General features: G+C 72.7%; 7 protein-coding genes. 3 read left to right on the top strand and 4 right to left on the bottom strand.

Annotated elements, in window-relative coordinates; all coding sequences use genetic code 11:
- Positions 1-115 precede the first annotated feature (115 nt).
- A complete protein-coding gene (locus tag ACZ4UU_RS28875; RefSeq protein WP_471906291.1) occupies positions 116-403 on the bottom strand; it encodes a DUF3040 domain-containing protein in 288 nt (95 codons plus the stop codon).
- A gap of 432 nt (positions 404-835) precedes the next feature.
- Between ACZ4UU_RS28875 and ACZ4UU_RS28870 the strand changes: the two genes are divergently transcribed.
- A complete protein-coding gene (locus tag ACZ4UU_RS28870) occupies positions 836-1,291 on the top strand; it encodes a tellurite resistance TerB family protein (RefSeq protein WP_471906290.1) in 456 nt (151 codons plus the stop codon).
- 28 nt (positions 1,292-1,319) lie between these two features.
- On the opposite strand, the gene ACZ4UU_RS28865 is transcribed toward ACZ4UU_RS28870, so the two are convergent.
- The 3 genes from ACZ4UU_RS28865 to ACZ4UU_RS28855 all read right to left on the bottom strand — a co-directional run bounded on the left by ACZ4UU_RS28865 (position 1,320) and on the right by ACZ4UU_RS28855 (position 4,192).
- Positions 1,320-2,708 carry an LCP family protein gene (locus tag ACZ4UU_RS28865; RefSeq protein WP_471906289.1) on the bottom strand — a complete coding sequence of 463 codons (1,389 nt, stop codon included), beginning with the start codon at positions 2,706-2,708 and terminating at the stop codon, positions 1,320-1,322.
- 155 nt (positions 2,709-2,863) lie between these two features.
- Positions 2,864-3,796 carry a M56 family metallopeptidase gene (locus tag ACZ4UU_RS28860; RefSeq protein ID WP_471906288.1) on the bottom strand — a complete coding sequence of 311 codons (933 nt, stop codon included), beginning with the start codon at positions 3,794-3,796 and terminating at the stop codon, positions 2,864-2,866.
- A gap of 6 nt (positions 3,797-3,802) precedes the next feature.
- Positions 3,803-4,192 carry a BlaI/MecI/CopY family transcriptional regulator gene (locus ACZ4UU_RS28855; protein ID WP_471906287.1) on the bottom strand — a complete coding sequence of 130 codons (390 nt, stop codon included), beginning with the start codon at positions 4,190-4,192 and terminating at the stop codon, positions 3,803-3,805.
- A 173-nt stretch (positions 4,193-4,365) separates the two neighbouring features.
- Here ACZ4UU_RS28855 and ACZ4UU_RS28850 point away from each other — a divergent pair, with 173 nt between their 5' ends.
- Both ACZ4UU_RS28850 and ACZ4UU_RS28845 read left to right on the top strand, forming a co-directional pair.
- Complete coding sequence (locus ACZ4UU_RS28850) at positions 4,366-4,596, top strand: twin-arginine translocase TatA/TatE family subunit (protein ID WP_471906286.1); 231 nt, start codon at positions 4,366-4,368, stop codon at positions 4,594-4,596.
- A gap of 297 nt (positions 4,597-4,893) precedes the next feature.
- On the top strand, positions 4,894-12,387 hold the full coding sequence (locus tag ACZ4UU_RS28845) for an SDR family NAD(P)-dependent oxidoreductase (protein ID WP_471906285.1): 7,494 nt from the start codon (positions 4,894-4,896) through the stop codon (positions 12,385-12,387).
- The last annotated feature ends 13 nt before the right edge of the window (positions 12,388-12,400 follow it).

Raw genomic sequence — 12,400 nt, 5'->3', positions numbered from 1 at the left:
CCCAACGACTGAGCGAGCCCTCGCTCAACGGTGCGTAAGGGCTTGGTAAAGGATTCTAGCGCACCCCAACGGCCGACAATCGTACGCACGTTGGCACATCGGCCTGCCGAGGCTGTCAGAAGTACGGCGGAAGGCGCCGCTCCGGCCGCGCGCGATGGGGGTCGAGCAACTGCACGGCGATCCCGGCGAGGACCAGGCCGGTGGCGATGAGCAGACCGTCGGGCAGCACGACGCCGGTGATCAGTACGGCCATGGCGGTCAGGAGCATCCACCACGCGCCGGTACGCCGGTACTCGCGGGGCGGTGCCGGGCGCCCGGCGCGCAGCGCCTCGGCGAACCGGGGGTCGTCACGTGCGAGTCGTGCTTCCAGAGCAACCAGACGCTCGTCGTCGGAGTGGGGCATGGCTCCTCCTTCCCGGAGACCGTCACCGTCCAGGGGCGGTTGAGAGACGGTGGGTTGATGGGCCATGGGTGGCTTCTCCGACGCCGGGCGTCGCGCTCAAGGTCAGGCAGGCTGTCGGCGTACCACGCGTCTGCCGGTCGGGGGCCTCGCCGCTCCCGCCCACTCCCGCCACTGCGCCCACCAGTCATCCTTCCTGGCGGCGCACACGCACAAACGCTCGACGAAGGACCTGCACGAACCCTGCCGAGGACATCCGACGGCCCTGCACCGGCCAGGTACGTGAGTTGCCGCGCAGCAGCAGGAAGCCGGACGGCGCGCCGGTGCCCGGCGCGGCGAACCATGTCCGACGCCCGAGCACCCGGGCGAGGAGGGTTGAGCCGACACCTGATAACTTCTACATCGCTGTAGAAGTCAACGACGTATGGAGCCCTCATGGCCCTGTGGGACCGCATCAAGGAGTCCGCATCGACGATGCAGACCCAACTGGTGGCGAAGAAGAACGACCTCAAGAGCGGCGCCTTCCGCGACGCGAGCATGGCGATGTGCGCGCTGGTCGCCGCGGCCGACGGCACCGTCGACCCCTCCGAGCGGCAGCGTGTGGCCCAACTGATCGCCGGTAACGAGGTGTTGCGGAACTTCCCGGCCGACGATCTGCGCCGGCGGTTCGAGGAGAACCTGGACCGGCTCACCGCCGACTTCGACTTCGGCAAGGTGAGCGTGATGCAGGAGATCGCCAAGGCGAAGAAGAAGCCCGCCGAGGCCCGTGCCGTGATCCAGATCGGCATTGTCATCGGCGGCGCGGACGGCGACTTCGACAAGGACGAGCAGGCGGTGGTCCGCGAGGCGTGCTACGCGCTCGACCTGCCGCCGCACGAGTTCGACCTCTGATCGGGCGGCTTTCACTCGGCGCGGCGGATCACCGGATGTCGTCGGGGTCGAGGTCCTTGCCCACGACCAGGGTGACCACGTCCGCCGCGGCATCGGACGCCTGGGCTGCCCGCACGCCGGGCAACCGGGCGGCCAGCGCCTCGGCCTGCTTCTCCAGGCCCGCCGGGTACGTCACCGTCGTCTCGTCGGCGTCCTGCGGGGCGTTGCCCGTGCCGGCGACGGTGACGCCGGCCCTGCCCAGCTTGTCGGCGACGGTGGCGGCCCGCCCCGAGACTCCCGTGCCGTTGAGGACCTGGACGCGCACGGAGGAGGCGTACACGGGGTTCTCCGCATCGGCCTCCAGGCGCTTCTTGTCGACCTCCTTGTCCTTGGCCAGGGAGGTGAACAGGTCGGTGGCCTGCGGGTACTGCCAGACGACGTTGGCCCGGTCGGTGGGCACGTCGGCCTCGCGCGGGTAGTTGGGCACGGTGAGGAAGGTCAGGCGATCGCTCGGTATCCCCTTGAGCTCGGAGGCGAGGGCGTACAGCGGTTTGATGCCCGCCAGGTCGGGGTCCGTGGTCAGGGACTTGGTGGCGGACCCCAGGAAGCCGTACAGCGCCTTCGGGTTGGTCAGCTTGTCCTGCGCCTTCTCGGCCAGGGCGTTCATGAACTCCTGCTGGCGTCCGATGCGTCCGATGTCGGAGTTGTCGCCGACGCCGTAGCGGACCCGTACATAGCCGAGGGCCTTCTCGCCCGACACGGTCTGGCAGCCGGCGGCCATGTCGAGGCGGGCCTTCTTGGAGTGGATGGCCTGCTGGGGGCAGACCTCGATGCCGTCCAGGGCGTCGACCATGCCCTTGAAGCCCTGGAAGTCGACGGACATGAAGTGGTCTATGCGCAGGCCCGTGTTGGCCTCGACCGTCTTGATGGAGCAGGCGGCGGCCCCGGCGACCTCACCGCTGCTGCCGCCGAGCGCGAACGCCTCGTTGATCTTGGCGTGGTGCAGTGTGGAGTCGCTCCCGTCGCCCTTGTCGCAGGCCGGTATCTCCACCCAGGAGTCACGCGGGAACGACACGACCGCGGCCCACTTACGGTTCGCGGGGACGTGCAGCACCATCAGCGTGTCCGACTGCATGGTGTCGAGGTCCTTGCCGTACTCGGCGTTGGCGCCGTCGCGGCTGTCGGAGCCGACGACCAGGATGTTCTTCGAGCCCGGGCTGAGGTTCTCGGGGCGGTCGCCGCCGATCTTGTCGTCGACGTCGGCGGACTTGATGTTGTTGTCGAGGTCGTTGTAGACCCAGGCGCCCACCCCGGCGACACCGAGGACGACCACCGAGGTCACGCCCCCGCCCCACGCCAGGATCCGCCCCCGCCGCGTCAGCCGTGTCCTGCCCGCACCACCGCTCGACGTACGTCGCCGCCGCCCTGTTCCACTCACCCGCGCCCCCTCTGTGGATGTACGTCGTCGTAGATGTACGTCCGTCGTTGTACGGCCGAAAGGCCCCGGCCCCCTCACCATCAACAGACGACGATCTTCGCATCATCCGTTGCCCGAACCGCACGACTTTCTCGCGCTCCCGCGAACGCGGCGCCTCAAAGAGGCGTGGCCGCCCGAAGGATCAGGACCATCGTCACCGCCGAGTTCGCCGACGACATCGCCGAGATGGCCGTCCCCGCCGCCGCGCACCACGCCGCCAGACCCACCGAGGTGAACAACGAGGGCCAGCGGCGCGCCGACGGAGCCGGGCCGAGCAGCGCGGCCACGCGGCGCGGCACCGGCCCCGGCGCGGCGAAGCCCGCGAGTGTCGCGACCGGAGTACCCCGCGACACCAGCGCCGCCTTGCCGATCGCGCACGCCACCGCCCTTCGGCTGCCGACGGCTCGGGCGGCCTCTTCGTCGGCCCATCGCTCGGTGGTGTACGACACGGCCGTGCGCAGCGGGCGCAGGAACGGGTTGGCCCGCGCGGCCAGTTGGACGGCGAGCAGGAAACGGTGGTGCCGCGCGGTCAGATGGGCGCGCTCGTGAGCGAACAGCGCTCGGCGTTCGGCGGGTTCGAGGCGGTCCAGCAGGGCCGTGGTGACGACCACACGGTCCCGGCGGCCGCCCGGCAGTGCGTACGCGTACGGCACCTCGTCGGGGAGGACGGCGACGGCGGTCGCCGGCAGTCCCGTCAGCGCCCGGTGGGCCCGGCGGCGCACCCGGCCGTGCCGCCAAAGGGTCCGCCCGCAGGCCGCGACCACAGCGCACAGTGCCGGAATCGCCGCCTTGCCGGCGATCTCGTCGAACGGCACCGCGGCCCGCACCTCGGGGTCCGACCAGCCGTCGGGCAGCGGGTTCCCGGGCAGTTGGGCGGTGCCGACCACCATCACCAGGCCCAGGCACACCGTGCTGCACAGCGCCATCACCGCGGCCACCGCGGTGAGCAGCCGCGTCGCGGCGCGGGGATGCAGATGCTGCTCGGCAAGGCGTGCGATCGGCCATGCCGTCAACGGCAGGACGAGCGGCAGAAAGACGAAGACCCCCATGAGGTGTCAGGCTTCCCCTTCGCTCCCGGACTCACCCAGCAGCTCACGCAGCAGCCGCTCGTCGTCCGGCCCGAGGCCGGTGACGAAGCTGGCCAGGACGGCCTCCCGGTCGCTCTCGCCGTCCAGCACCTTGCGCATCCTGTGCGCCGCGAGGCCCGCCTGGTCCGAGGCCGGCGTCCAGGCGAAGGACCGGCCCGCGCGCTCCCGGGTCACCGCACCCTTGGCCAGCAGGCGGGTCAGGATCGTGATCACCGTCGTGTAGGCGAGGTCGCCGCCGAGCCTCTCCTGCACCCAGCCGGCCGTCGCCGGGCCGTCCGCCTCCCGCAGCGCCGACAGGACCAGCGCCTCCAGCTCGCCCTGTCCCCGGCGCCCGGAACGCTGCCGGTGATCCGTCATGCCCTGTCTCCCTTCCGCTGGCCTGTGCGTCATGTGCGGCATATCAAACGATGCATCGAGCGGTACATCGTAAGGAAAGCAGAGGCGGCGCAGGCAAAGCAGCGGCGGTACAGCATTCTATCTACAGTGCTGTAGATTTCATGGGTGTCACTCACCAGAAGGACGGGACCCATATGTTCGGACTGAGCGAACTCGCGATCATCCTCCTCGTCGTCATTGCCGTCCTCTGCGCGAAGAAGCTGCCCGAGCTGACGCGTTCGGCGGGCAAGTCGGCACGCATCCTCAAGGCCGAGGCCCGGGCCATGAAGGACGAGGACGATCCGGCGGTGCCCCGGGTGATCCAGGGGGAGACCGTCGATCCGGACCACCCGAAGCCCCAGGGCACTCAGCGACACCCACAGTGACCGAGGGGGGCCGCGCCCCGGCTTTCCGCCCCCGCATCCACGCCGTCCGGATTCGCCTCTTTGATCAGCCATTCCGTCGTTGAGGTGAAAAAGCAGGCGGAATAGGCGAGTTCACGGCCACGGCCCTACCGTGATCATTGTGCCTTCCGATGTGCGCAACCAGTCGCTGACCACCGGTTTCCCTCTCCCGCCACGTTCCGCACCAGGGCTGACTTCCGCGATACCCGACAGCGGTCACCGTTCGAGGTGACCACCTGATCGCTCGATCACACAGGGTTACGGAATTGGGGTGTGGGGATGGTGGATTCGTCCGCCGCGGACGCGTTCGCGATCGTGGGACTGGGGTGCCGACTGCCCGGCGGGATCGTGGACCTGGCCGGGTTGTGGGAGGCGCTGGAGGCGGGGCGCGATCTGGTCGGCGAGATCCCGCAGGACCGGTTCGAGGCCGCGCGCTTCGTCGACACGGAGATGGCGAGGCCGGGGAAGTCGTACACCGCGAAAGGCGGATTCCTGGCGGACCTCACGGCGTTCGACGCGGACTACTTCGGGATCTCGCCGCGGGAGGCGGCGCAGATGGACCCGCAGCACCGGCTGCTGCTGGAGACCGCCGTCGAGGCGCTGGACGACGCGGGGATCGACCCCGTGACACTGGCGGGCTCCCACACCTGCGTGTTCATCGGCATCTCCGACTTCTCCTACGCCGGCCTCCAGATGTCCAGACCCCGGCGGATGAACGCCTACTCCATGGCGGGCGGCGCCCATTCGATCGCGGCGAACCGGCTGTCGCACTGCTTCGACCTGCGCGGGCCGAGCATGGTGATCGACACGGCCTGCTCGTCGTCGCTGGTGGCCGTGGAACGCGCCTGCCGGGAACTGGCGTCGGGCGGCAGCCGGGTGGCCCTCGCGGGCGGGGCCAACGTGCTGCTCAACCCGAACGGGTTCGTCGGCTTCAGCCAGGCGTCGATGCTGTCGAGGCGGGGCCGTTGCTCGGTGTTCTCGGCGGACGCCGACGGGTTTGTCAGGGCCGAGGGCGCGGGCGTGGTCGTGCTGAAGCCGCTGGCCGACGCAGTGGCCGACGGGGACCGGATCCAGGGCGTGATCGCCGCGTCCGGCAGCAACTGCGACGGGCGCACGGCCGGACTGTCCCTGCCCAGCGCGCGGGCTCAGGAGGACCTGCTGCGCCGGGTGTACGAGCGGGCCGGGATCGCGGCCGACGAGGTGGTGTACGTGGAAGCGCACGGCACGGGCACCCAGGCGGGCGATCCGGCCGAGTGCACCGCGCTGGGCCGGGCGCTCGGCGTGGCACGGACGGTGGGGCCGCTGCCCATCGGCTCGGTGAAGTCCAACGTGGGGCATCTGGAGCCGGCATCGGGCATGGCGGGGCTGTTCAAGGCCCTCGCGGTGCTGCGGTACGGCACGATCCCGGCCTCGCTGCACCTTCGACCGCTCAACCCCGGCATCGACTTCGCCGGGCTGGGGCTGGAGCCGGTCGAGCGGGCGCGTCCGCTGGCGGCCGCGGAGGGGCGGCGGTTCGTCGGGGTCAACTCCTTCGGGTTCGGCGGGGCGAACGCCCATGTCGTCGTCGGACCGGCGCCTGCCTCCGTACCCCGGCCCAGGATCGAGGCGGTGGCCGAACTGCCGGTGATCGCCTCGGGTCGTACCCCGCGGGCGGCCGAGGAGGCGGCGCGGCGGCTGGCCGCCCGGCTGATGGCTGCCGCGCCCGAGGAGCCGTCGGAGTTCTACGACATCGCCGCCACCGCCGGCATGCGCCGGGCCAGGCACCGTTACCGCAAGGTGGCACTGGCCTCGACGGCGCACGAAGCCGCGCGGATCCTGTCCGGCGAACAGGTGGCGGGCGAGCCCGCGACCGGTGAGGCGGTCCAGCGCGGCCGAGTCGCGCTGGTCTTCGCGGGCAACGGCTCGCAGTGGGCCGGGATGGCCGCCGATCTGCTGGAGGATCCGGTGTTCCGGGCCGAAGTGGAGGCGGTCGACGCCGCGTTGGCGCCGCAGCTCGGCTGGTCGGTCGCCGCGGCGCTGCGGCGGCCCGCGGACGAGTGGGGGCTGGAAGCCACCGAGGTGGCGCAACCGCTGCTGTTCGCGGTGCAGGCCGCGATCACCGCGCTGCTGCGGGAGCGGGGCGTGCGGTGGGCGGTCGCGCTCGGGCACAGCGTCGGGGAGGTCGCGGCCGCGTACGCCGTCGGCGCGCTGACGCTTCAGGAGGCGGCCCGGGTGGTCGCGGAGCGGGGCCGGGCCCAGTCCGCGACGGCCGGTCAGGGGCGGATGGCCGCGGTCGGGATGTCGTCGGCCGAGGCGGAGGAGGTCCTGTCGGCGCACCCGCGTCTGGTCGTGGCCGCCGTGAACAGCGGCAGGGACGTGACGATCGCCGGTCCGGTGGACCAACTCAAGACGCTGGGAGACGAGTTGGCGGCACGGGAGGTGTTCTTCCGGCTCATGGACCTCGACTACGCCTTCCACAGTCCGGTCATGGAACGGGTCCGGGCCCCGCTGGCCGCCGGTCTCGACGGGTTGCAGCCGCGCGGCGGCACCGAGGCTCTGATCTCCACGGTCACCGGTGGCCCCGTGCCCGACTCCGGCCTGGCCGGCGACTACTGGTGGCGCAACGTCCGCGAACCGGTCCGGTTCGCCGCCGCCGTCGAACACGCCCTGGACACGGGCGTGGACGTGCTCCTGGAGGTCGGCCCGCATCCCGTCCTGCGCACGTACCTGCGCCGGATCACCGCCGGACGCGGCCGAGTGGCCGTCCTCGCCACCCTGCGCCGCGACACCGCCGGACCGACCGCGCTGCGCCGGTCGGTCGAGGCGCTGATCGCCGCCGGCGCGGAGACCGACTGGACGCGCTGGTTCCCCCGCCCCGCCCGGGTCGCGGAGCTGCCCGCGTACCCGTGGCAGCGGGAACGGCACTGGAGCGGCACCCCTCAGCAGTGGGTCATCAGCAGCGGGACAGGACGGCTGGACCACCCCCTGCTGGGCGAGCGGCTGCCGACGGCGGAGCCCGCATGGGAGGGGCCCGTCGAACCGGCGCTGGTGCCCTGGCTGGCCCACCACAAGGTGGCCGGATCCGTGCTGTTCCCCGCGACGGGGTACGTCGAGATGGCCCTGGCCGCCGGGCGGCGGGTGCTGGACGGGCCGGTGGAGCTGGCCTGGCTGGAGGTGAGCCGCCCGCTGGTGGTGCCGTGGAGCAGGGCCGGGGACGTCCGCGTGCAGCTCGCGTTCTCGTCCGACGACGGCCGGGTGTCCGTCACCAGCACCGAGGCCGTGGACGGCGCCGAGGCCGACGGCACACAGCCCCGGCCGCACGCCCGGGGCCGGGTCCGTGAGCTGATCGGCCGCGCACCCGTGCGGCTCGACGCGGCCGGGGTACGCGCCCGCTGCACCCGGCGGGTCGACGTCGAGGCCCTGTACCGCGAACTGGCCGCGAGCGGCCTGGCCTACGGGCCCGCGTTCCGGCAGCTCGTGCGGCTGCACCTCGGAAAGGCGGAGGTGCTGGCCGCCTACCGGCACACCACGGACACGGCCGACACCGCCCCCTACGTGGCGCATCCGGCGCTGCTCGACGGTGCCCTCCAGGCGTGCGTACCGCTCGCCGCCCACCGCGCGGAGGCCGCGGAGGCCTGGCTGCCGGCCTCGATCGCAGCCGTACGCGTGTGGCGGAACCCGTCCCCTACGGGGCTGATCCACGTCCGTGACCGCACGCGCGGCGCCGTCGAACTCTGCTTCGACATCTGCGTCACCGATCCGGACGGCGGCGTCACCGTCGAACTGGACGGGGTGCGGATGCGGCGCCTGCCCGGCCCGGGCGACCGGGTGCCGAAGCGGTACGAGACCGTCTTGCGTGCCGCGCCCCACCTGGGACTGCCTGCCGCGCCCTCGCCGCTGCCCGGCAACCAGGACCTCGCCGACGCCGTGTCGGGCAGCGTCGACGCGGCGCGGGCCGACGCGCGGGCCGTACGGTCCGGTGACTTCATGGTCCGGCTCAAGGAGGTCACCGCCCATGTGGCCGCGACGGCCTTCGCGGACCTGCTGCCCTCGGGCGTGGCCGAGTTCACGACCGCCGACCTCGTGCGGGAGGGCATGCTCCCCGATCACGACCGGTTGGCGCGGGCCCTGCTCCGACTGATGACCCGGCACGGCCTGGCCGCCCTCGGCCAGAACGGCGACTGGCGGCTGACCGGCACCGCGGCCCCGGCGCCCCTGCTGTCCCGGCTGCCGCTGGACTTCCCGGCCGGGAGTGCCGAAGTACAGCTGGCGGTAAGCCAGTTGGCGCATCTGCCGCAGGTGCTGCGCGGCGCGCAGGACGCCCTGCATCTGCTCACCGACCAGGGCTCACGCGAGGCTCTGGAGCAGTTCTACGACCTCTCGCCGACCTGCCGGGGCCGTAACCGGATCCTCGCCGCGCTGACGGCGGAGGTCGTGCGGGCCTGGCCCGAGGACCGTCCGCTGCGGATCCTGGAGATCGGCGCGGGCACGGGCGGCACCACCGCCGCCCTGCTCCCGCTGCTGCCGCCGGAACGCGCTGTCTACCACTTCACCGACGTCTCGGCGGGGTTCTTCGCCCGCGCCCGGCATCGCTTCGGCGCTCACCCCTTCGTCGACTACCGCCCGCTCGACCTGAACACCGACCCCGGCGAGCAGGGCTTCGCCGACGGCGCCTACGACCTGGTCCTCGCGGCCAACTCGCTGCACACCGCGGCCGATCTGCGCGCGGCTCTGCGCCGGGTGCGGGGGCTGTTGGCGCCCGGGGGCCGGCTGTTCGCCTTCGAGACCCACGACACGGACTATCTGCTGCCGTTCTTCGGCCTGCTGGACAGTTTCTGGAGTCACGGCGACGAGCTGCGGCCGGAGTCACCCTTGCTGCTCCCGGAGCAGTGGTCCGAGGTGCTGCGCGCGGGCGGCCTCACGGACGTCGTCTGCCTCGGTGCCGCCATCGAGTCGGCCGCCGAGACCGCCTCGGTGCTGCTCGCCTCGGCACCCGTGTACCGGACCGCCCGACCCGTGGTGGCCGGACCCGAGGACGGCACCCGGTGGCTCGTGGCCACCGAGAGCGGACCGGAGACCGAGCCGGCCGAGCACCTCGCGGCACTGCTGACCGGCGGCGGAACGCGGTCCGTGCCGGTGCTGCCCGCTCCCGTCGACGCGGCGGCCTGGACCTCGGTGCTCACCGGGGACGGTGACCCATCGGTCGTGCTCGTCCTCGGTGAGTCGCCCGCCGACCCGGAGCCCGTGCTCGACCAGGCCGTGCGCCGTGCGGCGACCCTGCGCGCCCTGGCCTCTGCCTGCCGGGACCTCCCCGAGGGCAGTCGGCCGGCGCTGTGGCTGGTGACCCGGCCCAGCGGCGCGCTGCCCGCCCCCGAACGGGTCGTCCAACCGCAGGACGCCGCCGCCTGGGGCATGGCCCGCACCCTGGCCAACGAACATCCGGGTCTGCGGGTGACCCGGCTGTCCCTGGAGCGCCTCGGCGACCCCGCGGCCGACGCGCACCGGCTGGCCCTCGAACTGCTGGAACCCGTCACCCCGTCCGCCCACGACACCGGCGCCACGGCACGTGAGGACGAGATCGTGCTCACCTCGCGCGGCCGTTTCGTCCCCCGGGAACGCGAACTCCCCTGCGGCGAGCACACCGTGCCGAGCGGGGACGAGCCCTACGCCCTGGAGATCGGCGCGCCCGGGCTGTCGTACGAGCCGGTCTGGACGCGAACCGGGCCGGTCGCCCCCGGGGTGGGCGAAGTGGTGATCGCGGTGCGCGCCGCCGCGCTCAACTACCGGGACATCATGCAGGCGACCGGGCTGCTGCCCCCGGAAGCCACCGAAGCCGGGCCCAGCGAGAAGGGTCCCGGGTTCGAATGCGCCGGGATCGTCACGGCCGTGGGCGAAGGCGTGCACGGTCCGGCCGTCGGCGACCGGGTGTGCACGGTCGTGCCGGGCTGTCTGGCCTCGCACACGGTGGCGCCCGCGTCAGCCGTGGTGAGGGTGCCCGACGGTCTCGCTCTCACGGCGGCCGCGACCCTGCCGGTGGCCTTCCTGACGGTCCACTACGCGCTGCGCGACCTGGCCCGCCTGGCGGCCGCGGAGACGGTGCTGGTGCACGGCGCCGCCGGCGGGGTCGGGCTGGCGGCGATCCAGTACGCCCGCCTGGTGGGTGCCACGGTGATCGCCACCGCTGGCACCCCGGCCAAGCGTGACCTCCTGCGGGCCCTGGGCGTCGAGCACGTGCTGGACTCCCGGACCCTGGAATTCGCCGACCAGGCGCTGCGGATCACCGGCGGGCGCGGGGTCGACGTGGTCGTCAACTCGCTGGCCGGGCAGGCCATCGACCGGGGCCTGGAGATCCTGCGGCCCGGCGGCCGGTTCGTGGAACTCGGCAAGCGGGACATCTACGCCGACAAGCCGCTGCTCATGCGGCCGTTCAGCCGCAACATCGCCTTCTTCGGCGTCGATGTCACCGCCCTGCTGAACCACGAGGCCGGACTCGTGGCCGGGCGGCGGCTGCTGGCCGAGGTGGCCGTGCGGGTGGCGGACGGCCGCTACCGGCCGCTGCCGCACACGGTGTTCCCGGCGGCCCAGGTCAAGGAGGCCTTCGCGCTCCTCCAGCACTCTCGGCACATCGGGAAGGTCGTCGTCAGCCTCGATCCCGCGGACGGCCCGGTTCCCGTCCGCACCCGGCCGGAGCCGCCCGCGCTCGATCCCGACGGCAGCTATCTCGTCACGGGTGGGCTGAGCGGGTTCGGCGCCGCCACCGCCCGCCGACTCGCCGAGCGCGGTGCCCGTCATCTCGCCCTGGTGTCCCGGCGCGGCGCCGACGGTCCCGAGGCGGCGGCCGTGCTGTCCGGGCTGGCCGAACTGGGTGTGACGGCCACGCCGTACGCCGCCGACGTCACCGACGCCGACGCGATGGCCGACGCGATCGGCCGCGTCGACGCCACCGGGCATCGGCTCGCGGGGGTCGTCCATGCGGCGATGACGCTGGACGACGCGCCCCTCACCGAGCTGACCGACGAACGGATCCGGGCGGTCCTGGCCCCCAAGGTGGCCGGCGCGGTGGTCCTCGACGCCCTGACCCGGGACCGCGAACTGGGCCTGTTCTGGCTGTACTCCTCGTTCTCCGCGTCCGTCGGGAACATCAAGCAGTCCGCCTACGTCGGCGGAAACCTGTTCGCCGAAGCGCTGGCCCGACGACGGCACGGCGCCGGGCAGCCGACGCTCGCCGTCGCGTGGGGCGCCCTCGGGGGCCACGGGCACATCGTCCGCGAGGGCCTGGCGCCGGCCATGGAGGCCCTCGGGACCGCGCCGGTCGGCTCCCGCGAGGCGCTGGACGCCCTGGAGACTCTGGCGGCGTGCGGTAGCCCCGTCGCCGGTGTCGGCCGCTACGAGTGGTCCCGGCTGCGCACCTTGCTGCCCACCCTGGCGGCACCCCGCTTCGCGGCACTGCTGCCCGCCGACGGTGAACTCGGCGGACACTCCCGGCAGGACCTCGTGGCCGCCCTGGCCGGACTCAGTGCGGACGAGGCGCTCCATGCCGTCAGCGCCACACTCGCCGAACTGCTGGCCCGGATCCTCCAGAGCGACGTCGCACGCCTCGATCCACGACAGCCGCTTCAGGACCACGGCGTCGACTCCCTGATGGCCGCCGAACTGCTCACCACACTGCGGCAACGCCTCGACGTCGAGATCCCGCCGATGGAACTCCTCCAGGGCGGCATCACCCTCACCGACCTCGCCCGCCATGTGCTGCTGCGCCTCGGCGTCCGCACCACCGACACCGCCAACGGCTGAAAGAGAGGCCTGC

It is taken from the genome of Streptomyces sp. NPDC028907, assembly GCF_055564995.1.
Note: the sequence above shows the minus strand (reverse complement) of the source record. Positions and strands in the feature narration are given on the sequence as shown.